The organism is Burkholderia sp. BCC1640 (genome assembly GCF_902833125.1).
Lineage (GTDB): Bacteria > Pseudomonadota > Gammaproteobacteria > Burkholderiales > Burkholderiaceae > Burkholderia > Burkholderia diffusa.
The window spans coordinates 20,955-42,362 of the sequence record NZ_CADFEF010000004.1 but is presented as its reverse complement, the minus strand read 5'-3'; the positions used below and the strand labels follow the sequence as shown (position 1 = coordinate 42,362).

Annotated in this window: 21 protein-coding genes and 1 tRNA gene; 11 read left to right on the top strand and 11 right to left on the bottom strand. The window is 69.1% G+C overall.

Annotated elements, in window-relative coordinates; genetic code table 11:
* The 5 genes from HWX25_RS06175 (at window position 1) to HWX25_RS06155 (ending at window position 2,455) form a co-directional block, all read left to right on the top strand.
* The gene (locus HWX25_RS06175; RefSeq protein WP_175907868.1) at window positions 1–429 is read left to right on the top strand and encodes a YraN family protein; all 429 of its coding nucleotides are present in this window, start codon (window positions 1–3) and stop codon (window positions 427–429) included.
* A gap of 128 nt (window positions 430–557) precedes the next feature.
* Window positions 558–1,142: an SIS domain-containing protein gene (locus tag HWX25_RS06170; RefSeq protein ID WP_059691549.1), complete on the top strand. Its 585-nt coding sequence runs from the start codon at window positions 558–560 to the stop codon at window positions 1,140–1,142.
* A 17-nt stretch (window positions 1,143–1,159) separates the two neighbouring features.
* Window positions 1,160–1,957, top strand: coding sequence for a BON domain-containing protein (locus HWX25_RS06165; protein ID WP_059533438.1), 798 nt, complete (start codon window positions 1,160–1,162; stop codon window positions 1,955–1,957).
* Window positions 1,954–2,313 (top strand): c-type cytochrome, encoded by a 360-nt coding sequence (locus HWX25_RS06160; RefSeq protein ID WP_175907716.1) that lies wholly within the window; start codon window positions 1,954–1,956, stop codon window positions 2,311–2,313. Before HWX25_RS06165 ends, HWX25_RS06160 begins: the two co-directional genes overlap by 4 nt.
* A 66-nt stretch (window positions 2,314–2,379) precedes the next feature.
* Window positions 2,380–2,455: transfer RNA gene (locus HWX25_RS06155), tRNA-Ala, on the top strand.
* Between the two features lie 68 nt (window positions 2,456–2,523).
* On the opposite strand, the gene HWX25_RS06150 is transcribed toward HWX25_RS06155, so the two are convergent.
* Together HWX25_RS06150 and HWX25_RS06145 are read right to left on the bottom strand one after the other, a co-directional pair.
* Complete coding sequence (locus HWX25_RS06150; RefSeq protein ID WP_059816664.1) at window positions 2,524–3,921, bottom strand: enolase C-terminal domain-like protein; 1,398 nt, start codon at window positions 3,919–3,921, stop codon at window positions 2,524–2,526.
* A 62-nt stretch (window positions 3,922–3,983) separates the two neighbouring features.
* Window positions 3,984–5,324: an MFS transporter gene (locus tag HWX25_RS06145; protein ID WP_175907708.1), complete on the bottom strand. Its 1,341-nt coding sequence runs from the start codon at window positions 5,322–5,324 to the stop codon at window positions 3,984–3,986.
* 293 nt (window positions 5,325–5,617) lie between these two features.
* Here HWX25_RS06145 and HWX25_RS06140 point away from each other — a divergent pair, with 293 nt between their 5' ends.
* Both HWX25_RS06140 and HWX25_RS06135 read left to right on the top strand, forming a co-directional pair.
* Window positions 5,618–6,244 carry a DUF2239 family protein gene (locus HWX25_RS06140; protein WP_175907706.1) on the top strand — a complete coding sequence of 209 codons (627 nt, stop codon included), beginning with the start codon at window positions 5,618–5,620 and terminating at the stop codon, window positions 6,242–6,244.
* A gap of 16 nt (window positions 6,245–6,260) precedes the next feature.
* Window positions 6,261–7,598, top strand: coding sequence for a carotenoid oxygenase family protein (locus HWX25_RS06135; RefSeq protein ID WP_175907704.1), 1,338 nt, complete (start codon window positions 6,261–6,263; stop codon window positions 7,596–7,598).
* Between the two features lie 13 nt (window positions 7,599–7,611).
* Here the strand turns inward: HWX25_RS06135 and HWX25_RS06130 are convergent, their stop codons facing one another.
* Genes HWX25_RS06130 through HWX25_RS06115 form a run of 4 tightly spaced genes read right to left on the bottom strand, consistent with a single transcriptional unit; the run spans window position 7,612 to window position 11,870 of the window.
* Entirely contained in the window at window positions 7,612–8,778 is a 1,167-nt protein-coding gene (locus tag HWX25_RS06130) for an ABC transporter permease (protein ID WP_059533414.1), read from the bottom strand.
* Between the two features lie 4 nt (window positions 8,779–8,782).
* Window positions 8,783–9,937: an ABC transporter permease gene (locus HWX25_RS06125; protein WP_059533413.1), complete on the bottom strand. Its 1,155-nt coding sequence runs from the start codon at window positions 9,935–9,937 to the stop codon at window positions 8,783–8,785.
* Window positions 9,938–9,955: 18 nt separating this feature from the next.
* Entirely contained in the window at window positions 9,956–10,654 is a 699-nt protein-coding gene (locus HWX25_RS06120) for an ABC transporter ATP-binding protein (protein ID WP_059816669.1), read from the bottom strand.
* Window positions 10,655–10,664: 10 nt separating this feature from the next.
* Complete coding sequence (locus HWX25_RS06115; RefSeq protein ID WP_175907701.1) at window positions 10,665–11,870, bottom strand: efflux RND transporter periplasmic adaptor subunit; 1,206 nt, start codon at window positions 11,868–11,870, stop codon at window positions 10,665–10,667.
* 367 nt (window positions 11,871–12,237) lie between these two features.
* Between HWX25_RS06115 and HWX25_RS06110 the strand changes: the two genes are divergently transcribed.
* Window positions 12,238–12,471, top strand: coding sequence for a hypothetical protein (locus HWX25_RS06110; RefSeq protein WP_175907699.1), 234 nt, complete (start codon window positions 12,238–12,240; stop codon window positions 12,469–12,471).
* 79 nt (window positions 12,472–12,550) lie between these two features.
* On the opposite strand, the gene HWX25_RS06105 is transcribed toward HWX25_RS06110, so the two are convergent.
* On the bottom strand, window positions 12,551–13,318 hold the full coding sequence (locus HWX25_RS06105) for a Mut7-C RNAse domain-containing protein (protein ID WP_175907697.1): 768 nt from the start codon (window positions 13,316–13,318) through the stop codon (window positions 12,551–12,553).
* Window positions 13,319–13,389: 71 nt separating this feature from the next.
* Here HWX25_RS06105 and HWX25_RS06100 point away from each other — a divergent pair, with 71 nt between their 5' ends.
* Window positions 13,390–14,298 (top strand): NAD(P)-dependent oxidoreductase, encoded by a 909-nt coding sequence (locus tag HWX25_RS06100; RefSeq protein WP_279610105.1) that lies wholly within the window; start codon window positions 13,390–13,392, stop codon window positions 14,296–14,298.
* 71 nt (window positions 14,299–14,369) lie between these two features.
* Entirely contained in the window at window positions 14,370–15,011 is a 642-nt protein-coding gene (locus HWX25_RS06095) for a LysE family translocator (RefSeq protein WP_175907693.1), read from the top strand.
* Window positions 15,012–15,084: 73 nt separating this feature from the next.
* Here HWX25_RS06095 and HWX25_RS06090 read toward each other — a convergent pair whose 3' ends face one another.
* Window positions 15,085–16,365, bottom strand: a complete 1,281-nt coding sequence (locus HWX25_RS06090) for an MFS transporter (RefSeq protein ID WP_175907691.1) — start codon at window positions 16,363–16,365, stop codon at window positions 15,085–15,087.
* A 97-nt stretch (window positions 16,366–16,462) separates the two neighbouring features.
* Here HWX25_RS06090 and HWX25_RS06085 point away from each other — a divergent pair, with 97 nt between their 5' ends.
* The gene (locus HWX25_RS06085) at window positions 16,463–17,383 is read left to right on the top strand and encodes a LysR family transcriptional regulator (protein ID WP_059533398.1); all 921 of its coding nucleotides are present in this window, start codon (window positions 16,463–16,465) and stop codon (window positions 17,381–17,383) included.
* Window positions 17,384–17,587: 204 nt separating this feature from the next.
* Here the strand turns inward: HWX25_RS06085 and HWX25_RS06080 are convergent, their stop codons facing one another.
* The 3 genes from HWX25_RS06080 to HWX25_RS06070 form a co-directional block, all read right to left on the bottom strand.
* The gene (locus tag HWX25_RS06080; protein WP_059533397.1) at window positions 17,588–18,421 is read right to left on the bottom strand and encodes an OmpW family outer membrane protein; all 834 of its coding nucleotides are present in this window, start codon (window positions 18,419–18,421) and stop codon (window positions 17,588–17,590) included.
* Window positions 18,422–18,437: 16 nt separating this feature from the next.
* Window positions 18,438–19,679 carry a DUF2957 domain-containing protein gene (locus HWX25_RS06075; protein ID WP_059533395.1) on the bottom strand — a complete coding sequence of 414 codons (1,242 nt, stop codon included), beginning with the start codon at window positions 19,677–19,679 and terminating at the stop codon, window positions 18,438–18,440.
* Between the two features lie 155 nt (window positions 19,680–19,834).
* Window positions 19,835–21,268, bottom strand: a complete 1,434-nt coding sequence (locus tag HWX25_RS06070) for a DUF2957 domain-containing protein (protein ID WP_175907689.1) — start codon at window positions 21,266–21,268, stop codon at window positions 19,835–19,837.
* Between the last annotated feature and the right edge of the window lie 140 nt (window positions 21,269–21,408).

Below are 21,408 nucleotides of genomic sequence, written 5' to 3'. Positions count from 1 at the left end.
TTGTGCCACGCGGCGCCGGCCGCGCCGGGCAACAAGGGCGGTTTGCCGACCGGCGGCGGCAACTTTTCCGGCACGGCGCGATCCAGATCGATTGGCGCGACGTTCGAGCAGCGCGCGCGGCAGTTCCTGGAGCGTCGCGGTCTCGCTTTCGTCGCGGCGAACGTGACGATGCGCGGCGGCGAACTCGACCTCGTGATGCGCACGCCCGACGGCACGCTCGTGTTCGTCGAGGTGCGCGCGCGGCGCAGCGCCCGGCATGGCGGCGCGGCTGCGAGCATCGGCTTGCGCAAGCGGCGGCGTCTGGTCGCGGCCGCGCTCCATTACTGGGCACGGCACGGCGCGGGTGCCGCATGCCGCTTCGACGTCGTCGCGTTCGAGGCCGGCCGGCTCGAGTGGCTGCGCGATGCATTTCGTGCCGATGATGTGTAGCCGCGAGCTGTGACGAGATGTAAAGAGTTCTTGTCGTACCCCCGGAGAGGGTGCCGGAGTGCGGTAAACTCGCCGCACCCATGACGTTGCGCGCTGCGTGCCGTGCGCGCCCAGTTCACCAGGAATCGATGTCAGTCGAACGTATTCAGCAACATTTCCGCGACAGCGCCGCGCTTCACGCCGAAGCGGCCGATGCGCTGTCGCTGCCGATCGCAGCCGCGGTCGACGCGATGTTCGCCGCGCTGGCGAACGGCAACAAGATCGTCGCATGCGGGGATGGCCCGTCGGCCGCCGCAGCGCATTACCTCGCCGTGTCGCTCGTCGGCGGCTTCGAGCGCGAGCGTCCGGGCCTGCCCGCGATCGCGCTGGCCACCGATGCGTCGCAGGGCGGTCTCACGGGGGCAGCCGCCGCCGATCAGCTGTTCGCGCAGCAGGTGCGTGTGCTCGGGCAGACCGGCGACATCCTGCTGGTGCTCGACGCGAGCGGCGCGTCGCCGCGCGTGCTGGCCGCGATCGACGAGGCGCACGAGCGCGAGATGACCGTCGTCGCGCTGACGGGCGGCGACGGCCATGCCGTAGCCGCCGCGCTGTCCGACACCGATATTCCGATCAGCGTGCCCGCCTCGCGTGCGGCGCGCGTCCACGAAGTCCATCTGCTGACCATCCACTGCCTGTGCGACGGCATCGACGCGATGCTGCTGGGTGAGGATTGAACAAAGGAGAGCCGTCGATGAATCAAAGCCGCGTCAAACAGACGCTCGTCAGAACCACGTTGCTCGCCGCGCTGACGGCGGGCCTCGCGATGTCGCTGCAGGGCTGCGTGCTCGGCGTGCTTGGGGCGGCGGCCGGCGGCGGCGCGCTGATCGCGACCGATCGCCGCACGCTCGGCGCGCAGACTGAGGATCGCGAGATCCAGGTCAAGTCGCTCTCGCAGATCAACAACGGGCTGCCGGACCAGTCGCACGTGAACGTGACGGTGTTCAACCGTCGCGTGCTGCTGACGGGCGAAGTGCCGAACAACGCGTCGAAGCAGCGCGCCGAGGAAATCGTGCGCGGCATCAACAACGTGAACGGCATCGTCAACGAGCTGTCGGTCGAGCCGTCGTCGTCGCTGTCGTCGCGCGCGAACGACTCGTACCTCGAAGGGCGCGTGAAGTCCGAGCTGATCGCGACCAAGGGGCTGTCGGCGAACTACTACAAGGTCGTCAGCGAGCGCGGCAACGTCTATCTGATGGGGCTCGTGACGGTCGACGAAGGCAATCGCGGCGCCGATGCGGCCAGCCAGGTGCCGGGCGTCGAGAAGGTCGTGAAGGTGTTCCAGTACATCCAGCCGCAGGACGCGCAGGCGTTGCAGGCCGCGTCGCCGAGCGGGGCGTCCGGCGCGCAACCCGCCGCCGCGCCCGCGGATGCCGCGACGGTCGGTGCGGTGCCCGATGCGTCGGTCCAGTCCACGCCGCTGCAACCGCCGGCGCCAATCTCGAATTCGTCGAGCGTGCACCCGGGCAATCCGAAGGCAACGCCGCAATGAAGTCGACGCAGATGAAGTTCAGGCAACGGATGGTGCAGGGCGCCGCAGCTGCGGCGCTCGCGGCCGGTGTGCTCGGCACGGCGCAGGCGGACGTCGGCGACGGCCTCAAGGTCGCGCGCGGCAACGCATGCATGGGCTGCCACGCCGTGGACCGCAAGCTCGTCGGTCCGTCGTTCAAGGACATCGCCGCCCGCTACAAATCCGATCCGCAGGCCGTCGCGAAGTTGTCGAAGAAGGTGAAGGACGGCGGCTCCGGCGTCTGGGGCGCGATTCCGATGCCGGCGCATCCGCGCATGAGCGACGCGGATCTGCGCTCCGTGGTCGAATGGGTACTGGCTGGCGCGCCGTCAAAGTAATGCGCCGGGGGTGACGGAACCCCTATTGCCAAGCGCAGAAATGCGTGTGTATGATGGTCGACTGTTGGGGCGGTAGCTCAGCTGGGAGAGCGTCGCGTTCGCAATGCGAAGGTCGGGAGTTCGATCCTCCTCCGCTCCACCAACGGAATTCGAAGGGCTCGGTCGCCAGACCGAGCCCTTTTTGTTTTTCGTGTGTCCGCTCCGCCGCCGTCATCCGCGCCCAAAACTCGGCCGCTTCGGATCGTACGTCCACCCCGGCACCAGATACCGCATCGCCATCGCATCGTCGCGCGCCGTGCCGCCGACTTGCCCGTAAAGCGCATGAGCAGCCTCGACCTGCGCCATGTCGAGTTCGATCCCGAGCCCAGGGCGCTCGGGCACGGCCACCTGGCCGCCGACGATCTCCAGCGGCTCGCGCGTGAGCCGCGCGTCGCCTTCCTGCCAGATCCAGTGCGTGTCGATCGCGGTGATCGTGCCGGGCGCCGCCGCGGCCGCATGCGTGAACATCGCCAGCGACACGTCGAAGTGGTTGTTCGAGTGCGAACCCCACGTGAGCCCCCAGTCGCGGCACAGCTGCGCGAGCCGCACCGAACCCTGCATCGTCCAGAAGTGCGGATCGGCGAGCGGAATGTCGACCGCCTGCAGCCGCACCGCGTGATCCATCTGCCGCCAGTCCGTCGCGATCATGTTGGTCGCGGTCGGGATGCCGGTCGCGCGGCGGAATTCGGCCATCACCTCGCGGCCCGAGTAGCCGGCTTCCGGCCCGCACGGGTCCTCCGCATATGCGAGCAGATGACCTTGCCCGCGGCATAGCGCGACGGCTTCGTCGAGCGACCACGCGCCGTTCGGGTCGAGCGTCGCGCGCGCGTCGGGAAAGCGCGCCTTGATCGCCGCGATCGCTTCCATCTCGTCCGCGCCGGCCATCACGCCGCCCTTCAGCTTGAAATCGACGAAGCCGTAGCGCTCGACCGCGGCCTCGGCCTGCCGCGCGATCGCGGCCGGCGTGAGCGCGGCTTCGTTGCGCAGCCGGAACCACGGATCGGCCGCGTGCGTCTCGTCGCGATACGGCAGGTCGGTGCGGCGCCGCTCGCCGATGTAGAACAGGTACGCGAGCATCGGCACCGCGTCGCGCTGCTGGCCTTCGCCGAGCAGCGCCGCGACGGGCACGTCGAGATGCTGGCCGAGCAGGTCCAGCAGCGCGGCCTCGATCGCGGTGATCACGTTGTCGAGCCGCAGGTTGATCTCGTGCGGCTGGCGCAGCACGGCGGCCTCACCGGCCGACGTCACCTCGTGCCGGATCGTGCGTCCTGCCGCCGCGCCGGTGCCGGACAACGCCGCGCGCACCGCATTGAGCGTCGCCTGGTAACGCCCGATCGACTGGCCGACCACGAGATCGGTCATCCGTTCGAGCGCCTGGCGGATGCCTTCGCCGCCGGGTACTTCGCCGACGCCCGTGTGGCCGCTGCTGTCGTCGAGGATCACGAGGTTGCGCGTGAAATACGGTGCGTGCGCGCCGCACAGGTTCAGCAGCATGCTGTCGCGGCCGGCGACGGGAATCACCTGCATGCGCGTGACGCGCGGCGTGCCGGCACGGCGGGATTCGGACATCGGTTCGCTCCTGATTCCGGTCATGCGCGGGGCGCCGGACGCGCCGGCGCGGCCCGCGCCGTTCAGTTCAGCTCGACGCGACGAATTTCGCCGACGACGAACAGGTAGCAGATCACGGCGACGAGCGCGTGCGCGACGACGTACACCAGCGCGCCGTTGAACGAGCCGCTGCGGTCGACGATGTAGCCGATCGCGATCGGCGTCGTGATGCTGGAAAGATTGCCGCACGTGTTGAGCAGCGCGCCGCTCAGGCCGGCGATCTGGCGCGGCGCGGTATCGGCGTTGACGGCCCAGCCGAGCGCGCCGAGACCCTTGCCGAAGAACGACAGCGCCATGAACAGCACGACGAGCACGTGCGAATCGGTGTAGTTGCAGACGATCATCGACATCGACAGCAGCATGCCGATCACGATCGGCACCTTGCGCGCGACCGACAGCGACTGGCCCTGCTTGAGCAGCGCGTCGGACACGATGCCGCCGAGAATCCCGCCGAGGAACCCGCACACGGCCGGGATCGACGCGACGAGCCCCGCGTTGAGGATCGACATCCCGCGCGCCTGCACGAGATAGACGGGAAACCACGTGATGAAGAAGTAGGTGAGGGCGTTGATGCAATACTGCGCGACGTACACGCCGACGAGCATCCGGTTCCTCAGCAGCGCCTTCACGTGACGCATCGACGGGCCGCCGTCGCGCGCGCCGGTCGCCTGGTCGATGTTGACGAGCGCACCGCCTTCGGTGAGGTAGTCGAGCTCCGCGCCGTTGATGCGCGGGTGCGCCTTCGGGTCGTACATCGTGCGGTTCCACACCAACACGAACGCGAAGCCGAGCACGCCCATCACCGCGAACACCGACTGCCAGCCGTACGCGTGCACGAGCCAGCCCATCAGCGGTGCGAACAGGACGGTCGCCGCGTATTGCGCGGCGTTGAAGATCGCCGACGCGGTGCCGCGCTCCGCGGCCGGAAACCACGTGGACACGATCCGGCTGTTGGCCGGGAACGACGGCGCCTCGGCCGCGCCGACCAGGAAGCGCAATCCGAACAGCAGCGCGAACGCGGCCGCGCCGCCGACGAAGCCGATGCCGCCCTGAAGCAGCGTGAACAGCGACCAGAAGAAGATGCTGAACGCATAGACGACGCGCGACCCGAAGCGGTCGAGCAGCCAGCCGCCGGGCAGTTGCGCGATCACGTACGACCAGCCGAACGCCGAGAAGATGAAGCCCATCTGCACATGGCTCAGATGCATCGCGCGGGCCAGCGCCGGGCCCGCGATCGCGATAGCCGCGCGATCCGCGTAGTTGATCGTCGTGACCGCGAACAGCACGGTCAGCACGAGCCAGCGCACGCGGGTGCGCCGGGCCGTTGCCGACGCGGACGCCGGCAATGCGTGAAGCGGATTCATGACTGTCTCCTCCGAAGGGCGGAAGGTGCCGTCGAGCGGCTGCGCGTCGGTGCGCGCGTTTTTTCGTGGTCATCTTGCCGGCCGGAGGCCGGACGCCGATGCGCGGAGGCGGGCGTCCGGGTCATTCTGGCATGGCGAAAATCACGCTTTCATGCCAATTGCTGACTTGATCGATTCAGGAATTGGATCGATCCACGGCGTCGGCATGTTTTTTTTACCCGGGTGATATTGACAATCTATTTATACCCGGATAAAAATGGCGTCATTCCGATTTCTGCCCACGGGCGACCACGATGACGCTTTCCACACTTCTCCCTTCCTACACGGCGTTCGACGGCCATCGGCGCGTCGCGTCGGGCTCGCTCGCGACGGTGGCGATTGCGGTCCGGCAGGCGGACGGCGACGCGATGTCCGGCACGATCGTGATCTTCGACGACGCGACCGGCCGCTCGATCGACCTCGACCTGCGCGGCACGGCGGACGATATTCGTGCGCGTTACGCGCCCGTGCCGGGCGAGGCGTCCGCGCCCGCCGGTGAACCGGCCGGCGCGGCCGAACAACGCGGCCGTGGCCGGCCGAAGCTCGGCGTCGTGTCGCGCGAGGTCACGTTGCTGCCGCGTCACTGGGACTGGCTCGCCGCGCAGCCGGGCGGCGCGTCCGTCGCGCTGCGCAAGCTGGTCGAGGACGCGCGGCGCACGCACGCGGCGGCCGACCGGCGCCGCGACGCGCAGGCGCGCGCGTACCACTTCATGTCCGCGATCGCGGGCGACCTGCCCGGATTCGAGGAGGCCGCGCGTGCGCTCTACGCAAACGACCTCGAGCGGATGGCCGAGCTGATCGCCGGCTGGCCGGACGATGTGCGCGACCATGCGCTCGCGCTGGCGCGCGGCGATCTGCCGCCGTCGACCGAAGACTGCTGACGGAGCACGCGACGCGATGACGACATTCGATCTGAACCGCGGCGCGATCGCGCCGGTCGCCGACGAAGTCGACCTCGTCGATCTGCGCGTGACCGGCACGATCCCGCCCGAACTCGACGGCACGCTGCTGCGCAACGGCCCGAATCCGCCGGGCGGCCGTTTCGAGGGCAACGACGTGCTGTCGTGGTGGCCGGAAGCGGCGATGCTGCACGCGATCGCATTCGAACGCGGTCGCGCGGCCGGTTACCGGAACCGCTGGGCGCGCACGCGCCGCTGGGCCGACGTGCACGCGCCGGAGCAGGCGCCGCACCTGCCCGACACGAATCCGAACGTGAACGTGCTGCAGCACGCCGGCGAATTGCTCGCACTGGCGGAAGGCGGCGCGCCGCTCGCGATCACGGCCGCGCTCGACACGCTCGGTGCGCCCGCGCGGCACGCGGCGTTCGGCGGCGCGATGACCGCGCATCCGAAGGTCGATCCGGTGACGGGCGAACTGATCCTGTTTCGCGCGGACTGGCGCGCGCCGTGGCTGCGCTATGGCGTTGCCGACGCGCAGGGCGTGCAGCGCGTCGACCTCGCCGTCGACGTGCGCGCGCCGTCGATGATGCACGACCTCGCGATCACCGAAACCCGCAGCCTGCTGCTCGACCTGAACGTCGGCTACGACTTCGCGATGCTGAAGCAGGGGCACCGGATGCCGCTGCGCTGGCACGACGACCGCGACGCGCGGATCGGCGTGATGCCGCGCCACGGCGGCGACGTGCGCTGGTTCGGCATCGAGCCGTGCTTCATCCAGCACGTCGTGAACGCGTACGACTGCGATGCGTCGTGCATCGTGCTCGATGCGGTGCGCTATCCGTGGTTCCTGCGGCTCGACGCGCGCACGGGCCGCTTCGCCGACAACCCGGTCGGCGAGCTGTGGCGTTACGTGATCGATACCGCGAACGGGCTGATCGACGAGGGGCCGCTCGCCGACGGCGGCATCGAGCTGCCGCGCATCAACGAAAGCCGGACGGGGCGCCGCTACCGTTATCTGTATGCAGTCGAGCAGCCGAACAACACCGAAATGCGCGGCGTGATGCGCTTCGACCACGTGCGCGGTACGACGACGCGTTACGCGGTGCCGGCCGGTGACCAGAACGGCGAGCCGGTGTTCGTGCCGCGCCCGGGCGGCGCCGACGAGGACGACGGCTGGCTGCTGGTGGTGGTCTACCGCGCGGCGACGGATACGAGCGACGTCGTGATCCTCGATGCGCGCGCGATCGACGCGGCGCCGGTCGCGACGGTGCACCTGCCGCGCCGCGTGCCGGCCGGGTTCCACGGCGCGTGGGTGCCGCGCGAGCGTCGGGCGTGAGCGGCCGTGCGCGTCACTGCGCGCGCAACGCGTCGACGATGTTCAGCCGCGCGGCGCGCATCGCCGGCAGGAACCCGCCGACGAGCCCCATCACCAGCGAGAACAGCAGTGTCTTCACGACGATCGCGGGCGTCAGCACGAAGCGGAACGACAGATCGGAGAAGGTCTGGAAGTTGGTCGTCGAGAACGACGCGAACTCCATCAGCGATGCGCACGCGAGCCCCGCGACGCCGCCGACGAAGCCGAGCAGCAGCGCCTCCAGCAGGAACGCGGCGAGCACGTTCATGCGCTTGAAGCCGAGCGCGCGCAGCGTGCCGATCTCGGCGGTGCGGTTCGCGACCGACGCATACATCGTGATCATCGCGCCGATCATCGCGGCGATCGAGAAGATCGTCGACAGCGTGATGCCGAGGATGTTGATGAAGGTCGACAGCGCCTTCGACTGGTCGCCGTAAAACGTCTGCTCGCGTTTCGCTTCATCCGTCAGGCGCGGGTCGACGTCGATGTCGGCCTTGAAGCGCGCGAAGCCGTCGGCGCTCGGGATGCGCAGCACCATCGACGAATAGCTGGTGCGCCGGAACGACTGCATCAGCTGGTCGACGTCGCCCCAGATCTCCGAGTCGAAGCCGCTGCCGCCCGCGTCGAAGATGCCGACGACGGTCCAGTCGCGCTGCGCGAAATGCAGGCTGTCGCCGAGCTGCGTGCCGCTGAAGCCTTTCGCGATCGCGCTGCCGACGACGATTTCCGACGAGCCCGGCGCGAACGCGCGGCCGGCCACGAGCTTCACGCGCGGGCGCAGCGCGAGGCCTGCCGGCGACACGCCGCGGATCACGACGTTCGACGGTTTGCCGCTCGACGTCTTCACGAGCGAGATCAGCACGACGGCTTCCTTCGACACCCGCGGCCGGCCATCGGGGCCGAGCGCCACGGCCGGATGCATCTCGAGCGCGTTGGCCTGCTGGTGGTCGATCGCGCTCTGAATCTCGGTTTCCGCGCCCTTGCGGATCACCACGACGTTGTCCGGTTCGCCGGTCGACACGAGCGTCTGCGTGAGCCCCGCGTCGAGCATCTGCACCGTCGCGAACACGAAGATCACGAGCGCCATCCCGCCCGCGGTGAGCGCGGTGGTGAGCCGCCGGGTCCACAGGTTGCGCGCGATGTAGGTCAGCGGAATCGCCATGCGCTTATCCGATCGCCCGCAGGCCTTCGACCACGCGCACGCGCGCCGCCTGCCACGCCGGCACGAGCGCGGCCGCGAGGCCGACCGCGACCGAGCACGCGGCCTGCAGCACCATCGTTTCGGCCGACACCTTGAATACCGGGAAGATGCCGCCCGCGGCCTGCTTGAAGAGGCTCGCGGCCGGCGGTGTCGCGAGCATCGCGAGCCCGCCGCCGACCACCGCGATCACGACCGATTCGCCGAACACGATCAACGCGAGAAAGCCGGGGCCGAAGCCGAGCGCCTTCAGCGTCGCGTATTCGGCGGTGCGTTCGCGCGCGCTCATCGCCATCGCGTTCGCCATCACGGCCATGATGATCAGGATCACCACGTACGACACGACGCGGATCGCCGCGATGATCTGGTTCGACATCGCGACGAAGCCGAGCTGGAACGCCTGTTCGGTCTCGGTCAGCGTCTCGGCGAGCGAGTTCTTGAACACCGCGTCGACGTTGCGCGCGATCGCGGCGCCGTCGTCCGGGTTCGCGACGCCGAGCACGAATACGCCGACCTGGTCGGCCTGCTTCGGCGTGCGCTTGCGCACCGTCTCGTTCAGGTAGTCCCAGTGAAATACCAGCTGGCGCGTGATCGTCGAGTCGTCGCGGCCGTCGAGAATGCCGCGCACGACGAAGTCCCACGTGCCCGGATAGATCGTGCCTTTCAGCGGAATCACGTCGCCGACCTTGAAGCCGAACTGCGTCGCGAGCTGGCGTCCGACGAGGCAGCCGCGGCGGTCACGGTCGTAGTCGGCGCGCTGCTGCGCCGGGAGGATGAATTCCGGATACAGGTCGAGGTAGTTCTCCGACACCGCGAAGCTCGCGAAGAAGTTCTTCGGGTCGCGGTAGATGCCGCCGAACCAGTTCGAGCGGACCACGGCGGTCACGCCGTCGACGCCGCGGATCCGGTTCTCGTAGCTGACCGGCAGCGGAAACACGAGCGAGATCGCGTTGCGCGTGACGAGCCGGCCGCTGGATGCGGCGGCCGCGCCCGCGTACCACGCGTCGACGACGGTGTGCAGCAGTCCGAACGCCAGCACCGCGATGGTCAGCCCGAGCACGGTCAGCAGCGTGCGCAGCCGGTGCCGCAGCGCATTGCGCGCGATCAGCTTCAGCACGTACATCGTGCGCGCTCCCGTCCGTCAGACGGCGTGCCCATCGATCAGCTCCCCTTTTTCCAGATGCACGAGCGAGCGCGCGGCGGCGGCCGCGTGCGCGTCGTGGGTCACCATGATGATCGTCTTGCCGAGTTCGGCGTTCATCCGCTGCAGCATCGCGAGCACGTCGGTGGCCGATGCGCGGTCGAGGTCGCCGGTCGGCTCGTCGGCGACGATCAGCACCGGATCGGTGATCAACGCGCGCGCGATCGCGACGCGCTGCTGCTGGCCGCCCGACAGCTCGGACGGGTAATGGGTCGCCCGGTCGCCGAGGTGCACCATGTCGAGCACCAGCTCGACGCGCTCGCGCCGTTCGCGGCGCGACAGGTGCGTGAGCATTAGCGGCAGCTCGACGTTCTCGAACGCGGTGAGCACGGGCATCAGGTTGTAGAACTGGAAGATGAAGCCGACGTTCGCCGCGCGCCATTCGGCCAGTTGCGCTTCCTCGAGCCGCGAGATGTCGAGGCCGCCCACGCGCAGCTCGCCGCTGTCGGGCCGGTCGATGCCGGCGACGAGATTGAGCAGCGTGCTCTTGCCGGAACCCGACGGCCCCATCAGCGCGACGAAGTCGCCTTCGCCGATGTCGAGCGTGATGTCGGTCAGCACCGGCACGACCTGGTTGCCGCGCCGGTACGACTTCGCGACGTGGCTGATCTCGACGAGCGGCGGCGCGGCGTCGTTCACGCGCGCCACGCTACTTCTTGGCGACGGTCACTTTCGCGCCGTCGTTCAGCTTCGCGCCCGGCGCGAGCACGACCGTGTCGCCGGGCTGCACGCCGCGGATCGCGACGAGTTCGCCGATCCGCGCGCCCTTGGTCACCGCCGCCGCATGCACGGTGTCGTTCTTCACGACGAACACGACCGGCCGGCCGTCGCGCTCGACCACCGCGCTCGCCTGCACGGCCGTCACCGGCTGCCGGTCCTGCGGTGACGCGGGCTTCGACAGGAACGCGATCTTCGCGCTCATGTCGGGCAGCACGCGCTCGTCGCGGTCGACGAAACGCACCTTCACGAGCACCGTCGCCTTCGAGCGGTCGACGGTCGGCACGATGCGCGACACGCGGCCCGCGAAGCGCATGTCGGGCAGCGCGTCGAGCTGGATCTCGCACGGCTGCTCCGCGCGGATCTTCGCGATGTTCGATTCGGCGACGTCGGCCTCGACCTCGAGCGTGTCCATGTCGGCGATCGTCACGACCGCGCCCTTGCTGTCCGACGCGGACGAGAACGGCGTGATGTTGTCGCCGACGTTCGCGTGTTTTGCCAGCACGATGCCGTCGAACGGCGCGCGGATCACCGTCTGATCGACCGCGACCTGCGCGGCCTGCGCATTGGCTTCGGCGGACGCGATCGCGGCCTCGTCGCTGTTGACCGACGCGCGCGCCTTGTTCACGCGGGCCGTGTCGATGTCGAGCTGCGCGGCCGGCACCGCGCCCTTCGGCGCGAGCGCGGCGGTGCGGCGCAGCGCGATCTGCGCGTCCTTCAGCTCCGCCTGAGCGACGCCGAGGTTGGCGCGGGAGACTTGCGCCTGCGCGCGGGCCTGCGCCAGCGACGCCTGCACGTCGCGGCTTTCGAGCCGCGCGATGATCTCGTCCTTCTTCACGCGCGTGCCTTCGAGCACGCCGAGCCATTCGACGCGCCCCTGGCCCTTCGACGCGACCGCGGCCTTGCGCTGCGGCACGACGTAGCCGGTCGCGTTGAGCTGGGTGTCGTTCTGGTACGGGTAGGCGGATGTGACGGCGGTCGTGTCGACCGTCGGGCGGCCGGTGAGCGCCAGCGCGACGACGATCGCGACGATGACGAGCGCGGCGGCGACCGCATAGCGGACCCACCGGCGCCGGCGTGGCGCGGCTGCGACAGGACGCCGGTCGATTTTCAGTTTGTCCAGATTGTGATCGGGCAATTTGGGCGCCTCGCGACGGCGGCGGTCTCGCGACCGGCCGCGTCCGGTTGGGACGGAAGGAGGCCAGTATAGCGTCGCCGCCGCGGGCGCGAGAGACGGTTTGTCGGACGATTGATGCACGTGCCGCGGCGCGTCGCGTGGGCCCGAAACCGGCGCCTACGGGGAAACCCGAAGGAGGCAAGCTGCATGTCAACTCGTCGCGCGGGCGACGCGTTATGGAGCCAGTGCATCAGAATTTGTCGAGGCGGAAAGGCAGGAGCCGACCCGCCCGGCGGCGACCGGCAGCCCGGCGCGACTGATGTTCCGATGCGGATGCCTCGCATCTCTTACCGGTACGTTTGACTTTTTCTCCGCTAAAGGAAGAACAATGAAGAAGACGCTCGCTTCGATCATGACCGCAGCATTCGCTCTCGCATCGGTTTCGGCATTCGCACAGGCGTCGGCGCCGGCAGCCGACACGATGGCTCCCGCTTCCGCACCGATGAAGAAGGATCACAGCAAGCCGAAGCACCAGCTGAAGCAACACGGTTCGGCGAAGGGCAAGGCGAAGGCCGCAGCCGCTTCGGCCGCCGGCACGAACGATTCGGGCGCGGCAAACTAAGCCCGCTTCGTCGGGGCTGGCGCTGCCGGCCGCCCGTCGCGAAACCCCGCACGCTTCGGCCTGCGGGGTTTTGTTTTTTTCAGGCGTCCGCCACGTCCGGAACGTCGAGGGCAGCGGGCGGCGGCGTGCGCATCGCGTCGACCACCGCGCGCATGCGCCGCCAGTGCGACCCTTCCCAGAACACCCGCCGGCACACGTCGCACGCGGCAAAGCGCCGGTGCCGCTGCCGGACGCCGTCCGGCACGCGCGGGGCGGCGTCCGCCGCATCGAGCGCGTGCAGCGGCGCGTTGCAGCGCAGACACAGCCGGAACGGCCGCATGTGCGGCGCGAGGTCGAGCCGCGCGAACAGCTCGCGCAACTGCGCGTCGGGCTGCTGCGCGTGCAGGTAGCAGCCGCGTGCGACCGCGCGGCGCTTCAGCAGCTCGCGGTCGCGCGTCAGCACGATCCGGCCTTCGCGCGAGGCGAGCGCGACGAGCTCGTCGTCGCGGTAGTGGTTGTCGTAGCAGGTGTCGAAGCCGGCGAGGCGCAGCAGCTGCGCAAGGCCGCCGAGGTGCGCGTCGGCGATGAAGCGCCAATGGTCCGGTTGCGGCAGCGGCGATGCGGCCGCCGGCTGCGCGCGCTCCGGATGGATGTCGACGCGGTCGCCGTCGCCGAGCGGCCGGTCGAGGCCGGACGGTGCGCCGTTCACGCAAAGCCGGCCGATTTCCGTATGCGGGACGCCGAGCGCCTCGATCGCATGCTTGACCGTCGCGTCGCGGGCAACCGCGTGCGCGAACGCGCGCTCGCGCTGGGCGCGAGCGAGAAACGCGTTCAGTTCGCCGTGGAAGCGGAAGGTCGCGGTCGCCATCCGGGCAGTATCGCACCGCGCACCGCGCACCGCGCACCGCCCGGCGCCGGGGCTGCAGGTCACCGCCATCTGTGTTTAACTCCACGCTTCACGAGTCGAAGGAGCGGGAAATGGATCTCGGATTTATCGGGCTGGGCGAAATGGGGCAGGCGATCGCGACGAACTTGCTGAAGGCAGGGCATGCCGTGCGGGTCTGGAACCGGTCGCGCGAGCGTGCCGAGCCGCTCGCCGCGCTCGGCGCGCAGATCGTCGCGACGCCGGCCGACGCGTTTCGCGGCGATGCCGTGTTCTCGATGCTTGCCGACGATGCCGCGGCGCGCGAAGTATTCGACGACGCACTGCTCGCGCAGGCACCGCGCGGCCTGATTCACGTGAACATGGCCACGGTGTCGGTCGCGCTCGCCGAGTCGCTCGCGCACGCGCATGCGTCGCGCGGTCTCGCGTACGTCGCCGCGCCCGTGATGGGTCGCCCGGACGTCGCGGCCGCCGCGCGCCTGACGATCATGGCCGGCGGCCCGGCCGAGGCAATCGACCGCATGCAGCCGCTGTTCGACGCGATCGGCCAGAAGACCTGGCGCTTCGGTTCGCTGCCGCAGCATGCGAACGTCGCGAAGATCGCGGCGAATTTCACGCTCGCGTCTGCGATCGAGACGCTCGGCGAGGCGTCCGCGCTGCTCGGCGCGCACGGCGTCGCGATGCGCGACTTCCTCGACGTGATCACGAACAGCGTGTTTCCGGGGCCGGTCTACGAAGGCTACGGCGGGATGATCGCCGAGCGCAGCTACGAACCCGCGCGTTTCAAGGCGCGCCTCGGGCTGAAGGACGTGCGCCTCGCGCTGCAGGCCGGCGACGCCGCGTCGGTCCCGCTGCCGGTGGCGAGCGTCGTGCGCGACAGCCTGCTCGATGCGCTCGCGCACGGCGGCGGCGAACAGGACTTCGCGGTGCTCGGCGAAGTCGCGCTACGCCGCGCGGGCCGCTGAGCCGACGCGGGACAGACACGCCGCGCGCGCGGCATAATCGACATTTCGTTTCTCTTTCGGTCGGGGTGGGCATGAACCTGCATACGTGGTGGCTTTTCGTGGCGACGGTGTTCGTCGTGTCGGCGATTCCGGGTCCGAACATGCTGCTCGTGATGACGCACGGCGCGCGGCACGGGCTGCGGCGTTCGGCGTGGACGATGGCCGGTTGCCTCACCGCGCTGGTGCTGATGCTGTCGGTGTCGGCGGCGGGCCTCGGCGCCGTGCTCGAGGCATGGCCGGCGATGTTCAACACGTTGCGCTTTGCAGGCGCGGCCTACCTGATCTATCTCGGCGTGAAGGCGTGGCGCGCGCGCGTCGACGACGAGCAGCCCGCGACCGACGTCGAAACCGTGTCGCGCCAGATCGCGTCGGCATCGCGCTGGGTGCTGTTCCGCAACGGTTTCCTGGTCGCGGGCAGCAATCCGAAGGCGATCCTGTTCGCGGCCGCGCTGCTGCCGCAGTTCATCAACGCATCCGAGCCGACGCTGCCGCAGTTCGGCATCCTCGTCGTCACGTTCGCGGTGATCGAGGTCAGCTGGTATCTCGTCTACGCGTCGTTCGGCACGCGCATCGGCGCGACGCTGAAGAGCCAGAGCGTCGCGAAGGTCTTCAACCGGCTGACGGGTGGCCTCTTCGTCGGCTTCGGCGCGATGATGGCGCTGGTTCGTCACTGAATTCGGCCCGCGCGTTCCGCCGGACGCCCCGCACCTCGTCAGAGGGCGGGGCGTTTTCCTGTCCGGGCCCGCATCACGCGCGCGGCCACGCGGCGGCGCCGGCCCGGCGGCCGGCCGACCAGCCGAATGCCGCGGCCGCGCCCGCGAATGCGAAGCCGACGCCGCACACGGCGCTCCACCCGCCCCACGCCCATGCGCTGCCCGCGAGCGCCGCGCCGAGCGCCCCGCCGACGAAGAACAACCCGACGAACAGCCCGTTCAGACGTCCGCGCGCGGCCGGATTCAGCAGGTTGATTTCGCGGCGGCCGATCGTCTGGTCGACGATCACGCCCGCATCGAGCAGCGCCGCGCCGCTGGCCAGCAGCGCCAGCGCGAGCCCGCGGTGCGCTGACGCATCGAAGCCGAACCAGCCGGCGCCGGCGATGCCGAGCACGGTGAGCGCGACGAGCATCGTCACGTGCGCGATGCGCTGCGCGGCCGGGCCGTGGCCGCGATCGCCGGCGCGGCCGGCCAGCGGCGTGACGATCGCACCGCTCGCGCCGGCGAACGCAAACAGCGCGATTCCGTGCAGGTCGAGGCCGAACGGCGGCCGCGCGAGCCGCAACCCGACGGCGGTCCAGAATGCGCTGAACGCGGCCATCGCGAGCGCGGCCGACAGCGCATGTCGGCGCAGCACGGGTTCGTCGGCCAGCAGGCGGCCCATCGACGCGAGCAGCGCGCGATAGCCGGCCGTCACCGGCGGCACGCGCGGCGGCAAGCGTAGCGCGAGCACCGCAGCGATCCCCGCGTTCGCGAGCGCGGCCAGCGCATAGAACGCACGCCAGCCGGCCGTGCCTGCGATCAGGCTGGCGAGTGGCCGCGACAGCAGGATGCCGAGCATCAATCCGCTCATCACGTTGCCGACCGCTCGCCCGCGCTGCGCTTCGGGCGCCATCGACGCGGCCATCGGCACCAGCATCTGAATCACGCTCGACGCGGCGCCCGCGGCCAGCGTCGCCAGCAGGAAGACGGTGCCGGACCGCGTGAACGCCGGCAGTGCGAGCGCGGCCGCGCACGCGACGAGCGTCGCGACGATCAGACGGCGGTTCTCGAGCAGGTCGACGAGCGGCACCAGCAGCACGAGGCCCGCTGCGTAACCGAGCTGCGGCAGCATCGCGACGAGGCCCGCGAGGCCGGACGGCAGCCGCAGGTCCGCGCTGATCGGGCCGGTCAACGGCTGCGCGGCGAACAGGTCCATCACGATCACGCCGACCGTCGCGGCGAAGAAGAGCGTCATGCCCGCACAGAGCGCGGGCGGCGGTGCGCCGCGCGCGGGGTGGCTGGCGGGCGAACAGGAATCGGCAGGGCAGTTCATCGGAAGCCTGGGGTTTCGAGCGAAGGAATCCCCATCGTAGGCGCCCGATGTTTATGCGACAATTGAAATATGTCTAACATGATTATGCGAGTTTGCTTTGAATACGCGTGATCTCCAGGCGTTCGTCGCGGTGGTCGACAGCGGGTCGATGGTCGCCGCCGCCGCGAAGCTTCATCTGACGCAGCCGGGCCTCACGCGACGCGTGCAGAATCTCGAAACGCTGCTGGGCATGCCGCTGCTCGAGCGGCAGAGCAAGCCGCTGAAGCCGACGGCCGCCGGGCGCGACGTCTATGCGCTCGCGCGCAACGTGCTGGGTGCGGTCGACGAATTGATGGCGGCTGGCGCGCCCGACAGCGAGCCGTCCGGCGAACTGCGCATCGGCGTGCCGCCGTTCCTGTCCGAGCTGGCGCTCGAGCGGCCGATCGACCGGCTGCGCGACACGTTTCCGCGGCTGACGCTGCGCGTGACGGCCGGCTGGTCGCCGGCGCTGGTGCAGGGCATCGAGCGCGGCACGCTCGACGTGGCGACGGTCATGGTGCCGGCCAGCGCGGCGTTACCCGACACGCTGACGGCCACGCTGCTCGGCACGCAGCCGACCGTGCTCGTCGCCGCACGCGACTTCCCGCTGCCCGACGGCCCGCTGTCGCTCGACGTGCTGTCGGGTTTTCCGTGGGTGCTGAGCCAGGACGGTTGCGGGATGCGATCGGCGCTGAGCCGTGCGCTCGGCGCGGCTGGGCTGCCGTTCGACGTCGCGGTCGAGGCGTTCGGTTCGGAGTTGCAGCTGTCGCTCGTCGCGCGCGGTGCGGGCATCGGGATCGCGTCGCCGAATGCGCTGGCGCGCAGTGCGCATCGCGATGCACTGAGGGTGGTGGAAACGGCGGGGCTGGAGACGCGGATCAACGTATGGATCGTGCACGGCGCGCTGCCGGGCCGCCTGACGCGGCCGGTCGCGCTGCTGCGCGATGCGCTGGGCGAGGTGCTCGACCGGGAGAACGAGAAGGGGTCAGGTGCGAACTAGCGCGCTAGAGTGCGCATTCGAGGGAAAATCCTGATTTTCTCTACGGAAATGTTGCAATGCAGAAATCGATTCGCTATAGTTACACCTGTCTCCTCCATGTCTCCTCTGATATGGATTCAGCCCGCCTCTTAGGCGGGCTTTTTTTTGCCCGCGTTTTTTGCACGGGCTATCCATTCGTCCTCTGTCCGTCCTCCGTCGCCGGCGTCAGAACTTGTAGGTCATCCCGACGTAGCTGATGATCGGGTCGGCCTTCAGGTCCGATTTCGACTCGGCGAGCACCGTGCCGTCGGCCGCCTTGATCGTCACCGTTGATGTCGTCTTCAGCGGGATATACGTCACCGACGCCACCAGCCCGAAATGCTCCGTCATGTTGTACTGCAGGCCCGCGTTGAACACCGGCTGCCATGACGACGACGCCTTCGCTTCCACCGATGTCGTACCCGGCTTGCCCGCGCCCGCCGCGAGGATCGCGCCGAGGTTGTCCTGCGTCTGCTTGATGAAGTTCGTGTTGAGCTGCAGGTCGCTGAACCAGTTGTACGACACGCCGAGGCCGAGGAACGGCCGGAATTTCGCGTTCGCCGCCCCGAAGTAGTACTGCAGGATCGCCGCCGGGCTCCACTGCCGCACGCTCTTCACGATCGGATTGACCGAGGCCAGCCCGATGTTCTGCGTGCCGAGCGCGCCGGCAGGGCCGGGCGGCTTGATCGTGCCCTGGCCCGACACCTTGAACACCGGCGGCACGCCGGCCACCGACGTGACCGCGATGTGGTCGGTCAGGAAGTGGCTGACCGTCAGGCCGACCGTGTCGGCACCGCTCGTTCGCAGCCCGGTGCCCGGCGACGTGAACGACGGCGGCAGCCGCAGCGGCGTGTTGATCGGCGTCGGTGCGACGTTGGTCGTCATCGGCGTGCTGCTTTGCTGCGGCATCACGTGGAACCAGCCCAGCGTGACGACGTTGCTGCCGGCGCTTTGCGCGTGCGCCGCGAGCGGCGCCAGGGCGGCGGCGCCGGCCGCCGCGCAAAGAAGGGTCTTCTTCATCACGGCTTGCCTCCGCTTACTGGACGAACGCGCCGATCGTGAAATACGGCGTCGAACCCGCGTTGTCGAGGAAACCGAACACGCCACCCGTGAAGATGAACTTGCCGGTCGGCGACGTGCTGCCCGAACCCGTGTGGATCGTCGTGACCGTGCCCGGCACCTTCTGCGTGTAGTCCAGGTCGAGCGCGGTCGCGAGCGATGCCTGCGACGGCTGGAACGGATCGAGCAGCGTCGCCTGCTTGTCGATCAGCGCGGTGGTCCGGTAGTCGAACTGGCTGTCGACGCCGATGTATTCGCCGTTCTGCGAGCCGGCGGCGATCGCGGTCTGCGGCGAGAGGATCGAGATGCTCGATTCGTCGTCGGCGGTCAGGCCCGGCACGCCGTTGCTGTCGGGCGTCGGGTTCGGGTTCGCGACGCCCGTGCGCACGAGGATCGGCACCAGCTGGTTGCGCAGCTTGCCGACGATCATGAAGCCCTTGCCCTGCGGCGTCGCCGACAGCGTCGGCTTCAGCTGGCTCTGGTAGTTGTTGCTCTGGAACGCGCCGCTGCCGTCGGCCGATTGCACGAAGTTCGTGCCCTGCTGCATGCATGCGCCGCCGGCGAACTGGCCGGTCGTGTCGCACTTGGTCCACGTGCCGTCCGCGTTGATCGTCACCTTCGCGTCGATCGACGCCGGCGCGAATTTCTGCGACGGCACTTCGCCAAAGCCGATGTGGCTGTACGTGCCCGCGACCTTCGTGATGTCGGTTTCGATCGACGAGAAGCCGATGAACGGGTAGTACGGGAATTTCGTGTCGGGCACCGCGGCCTGGCCGAGCACGCCGTCGAACTGGATCTCCTTGCCGGGAATCGTGCCGCCCGCGACACCGAAGCCGACGAAGATGCGCGCCGGGCGCGATGCGTCGAGGCTCGCGCCGTTCAGCCGGAATGCGCACTGGTTCAGCTTGTTGGTCGGCAGCAGCGTTTCCTGCGTGAGCGTGCCGCTGTCGACGGTGCCCGCGCGGGTCGGCGTGACGGTGCCGGTCTTTTGCGGAACCGCCGATTCGACGTAGGTGACCTGCCAGGTCATCTTGGTCGTATCGAGCTGGACCTTGGCCAGTTCGCCGCTGCCCGCGCCGCCGGTAAACACGGTGCTGTAGTCGAGCGTCGCGGGGCAGAGCCGGTCCTCGACGAGCGGGGGCGGATTGTCGCTGCCGCCGCCGCATGCGGAAAGAAGGGGGGCGGCAAGGGCCGCCGCCAGAACGAGGTTGCGCTTCATGTTGCTCCTCCAGATTTGTCTTGTCAGGCGGCCGGCTCCCTGTCGACCGCTTCTGTTGCTTGTGCTCGTGCTGCGTGCGCCGTGCCGGGCGCCGTCGTTTCGTGCCTTCCCTGCATCCCGCGGCGGCGCACCGGCCGCCGCCGCGTCCCCGATCGTTATTTGCTGATCTGTGCGCCCACGCCGAAGTACGGTGTCGACGACGTGCTCGCGTTCGCCGACGTCGACGTGACGCCGCCGTTCACCGTGCCCTGGATGAGCGCCGCGTACAGGCCGCCCGTCGCGATCACCACGCCCGATGCGGACGGGTAGGTCGCGCCGCTCGCCGGCGTCGTCGCCGTGTTGAGCAGGCCCGGCGTTCCCTGGCCGTAGTCGAGCGTGAAGGCGTCTTCTTCTGCCTGCGTGGTCGGGTTGATGAACGACGCGTTGCCGCCGCGGATCAGTGCGGCCGTGTACTTGAAGTTCGAATCGGCGCCCGCGTAGCCGCCGTCGATCGCGCCCGACTGGATCGCGGTTGCCTTGGCGAGCACCGCGATGCCTGATTCGTCGTCGACCTTCGCGTCGGTGTGCAGCGCCAGGTCGGTGCCGAGATACACGGACCCCGTGCGGACGACCACCGGCACGGTTGCGCCGTTGAGCTGGCCGATCACCATGTGCGCGGTCGCCGACTTGCCCGTCGCGCCGATGAGCGGCAACTGCGTCTGCGGCAGGATCTGGGGCGCCTTCGTGCTGTCGAGATAGCCGCCGTTCGCGGTGTTGACGGTCCACGGATCGCCGGTCGTCAGGCAGCCGCCCGAGCTCGTCGACGTGCATGCGCCGTTCGCGTCGAAGGTCTCGCTCGAGTTGACGCCCTTCGTCGCATAGTTGCCCGACGGCACCAGGTGGTAGAGCAGCGCGTTGTAGGTACCCGGCAGCTTCGTGAGGTCGGTCGTCGTGCTCGCGAAGCCGAGGAACGGATAGAAGTCGAAGTGACGGTTCGGCACCTGGCCGACGTTCTTGTAGACAGGGATGCCTGCGACGGTGATCGTCAGCCCGTCGTACTGAACCGTCGCGCCGGGGATGCCGCCGCCCGCGACGCCCATGCCGACCAGCAGCATCGGCGGGTTCGCCTGGTTGAAGTCTGCGGCCGTCGAATAGGTCGAGCCGTTCGGTGCCGTGCCCGAACCCGGCGTGAGCACGAACGCGCAGCGCGTCTGCTCCGCGGTCGGCAGCGTGCCGGTCGGCGGGTGGATGACCTTGCCGGTGATCGTGGTGCCGGCGCGGCTCGGCGTGACCGTGCCGGTCGCGAGCGGAATCGGCGATTCGAGCCACTTGAGCGTGTACGTCATCGCGACCGCGTCGATGTTGACGCTGACGATCTCGCCGCTACCGGCGCCGCCGAGGTATGTGCTCTTCACGATGTCGGCGTCGGCCGGGCACAGCGCGCCGTTTATGGGCTGCGACGGCGGCGGCCCTTGCGTGCCGCAGCTCGATCCGGAACATTGGGGCGCTTCGATCGGCGCGGGCGAGCCGCCGTCCCCTCCACCACAGGCAATCAGAAAAGGGGCGATGGCAAAGGCCGTTGCCACCCCCTTCGATAAGGCGTGCGACATGCCGCTGTCTCCAATCGTTTAATTGTGCGAGCTAATGTCGCTGTCTGGATTTTTGCTGTCAATTGATGAACTCGTCTAAAAAAGGCGATTGAAACAGCGTGCACGCAATGAATCCTTGCAGAATCTGGATTTCAGTAAGA

What these genes read in the sequence shown, in the direction of transcription:
- HWX25_RS06170 (WP_059691549.1), top strand. Translation starts at nt 558, where the DNA reads ATGTCAGTCGAACGTATTCAGCAACATTTCCGCGACAGCGCCGCGCTT.
- HWX25_RS06165 (WP_059533438.1), top strand. Translation starts at nt 1,160, where the DNA reads ATGAATCAAAGCCGCGTCAAACAGACGCTCGTCAGAACCACGTTGCTC.
- HWX25_RS06160 (WP_175907716.1), top strand. Translation starts at nt 1,954, where the DNA reads ATGAAGTCGACGCAGATGAAGTTCAGGCAACGGATGGTGCAGGGCGCC.
- HWX25_RS06150 (WP_059816664.1), bottom strand. Translation starts at nt 3,921, where the DNA reads ATGTCCGAATCCCGCCGTGCCGGCACGCCGCGCGTCACGCGCATGCAG.
- HWX25_RS06145 (WP_175907708.1), bottom strand. Translation starts at nt 5,324, where the DNA reads ATGAATCCGCTTCACGCATTGCCGGCGTCCGCGTCGGCAACGGCCCGG.
- HWX25_RS06140 (WP_175907706.1), top strand. Translation starts at nt 5,618, where the DNA reads ATGACGCTTTCCACACTTCTCCCTTCCTACACGGCGTTCGACGGCCAT.
- HWX25_RS06135 (WP_175907704.1), top strand. Translation starts at nt 6,261, where the DNA reads ATGACGACATTCGATCTGAACCGCGGCGCGATCGCGCCGGTCGCCGAC.
- HWX25_RS06130 (WP_059533414.1), bottom strand. Translation starts at nt 8,778, where the DNA reads ATGGCGATTCCGCTGACCTACATCGCGCGCAACCTGTGGACCCGGCGG.
- HWX25_RS06125 (WP_059533413.1), bottom strand. Translation starts at nt 9,937, where the DNA reads ATGTACGTGCTGAAGCTGATCGCGCGCAATGCGCTGCGGCACCGGCTG.
- HWX25_RS06110 (WP_175907699.1), top strand. Translation starts at nt 12,238, where the DNA reads ATGAAGAAGACGCTCGCTTCGATCATGACCGCAGCATTCGCTCTCGCA.
- HWX25_RS06105 (WP_175907697.1), bottom strand. Translation starts at nt 13,318, where the DNA reads ATGGCGACCGCGACCTTCCGCTTCCACGGCGAACTGAACGCGTTTCTC.
- HWX25_RS06095 (WP_175907693.1), top strand. Translation starts at nt 14,370, where the DNA reads ATGAACCTGCATACGTGGTGGCTTTTCGTGGCGACGGTGTTCGTCGTG.
- HWX25_RS06090 (WP_175907691.1), bottom strand. Translation starts at nt 16,365, where the DNA reads ATGAACTGCCCTGCCGATTCCTGTTCGCCCGCCAGCCACCCCGCGCGC.
- HWX25_RS06080 (WP_059533397.1), bottom strand. Translation starts at nt 18,421, where the DNA reads ATGAAGAAGACCCTTCTTTGCGCGGCGGCCGGCGCCGCCGCCCTGGCG.
- HWX25_RS06075 (WP_059533395.1), bottom strand. Translation starts at nt 19,679, where the DNA reads ATGAAGCGCAACCTCGTTCTGGCGGCGGCCCTTGCCGCCCCCCTTCTT.
- HWX25_RS06070 (WP_175907689.1), bottom strand. Translation starts at nt 21,268, where the DNA reads ATGTCGCACGCCTTATCGAAGGGGGTGGCAACGGCCTTTGCCATCGCC.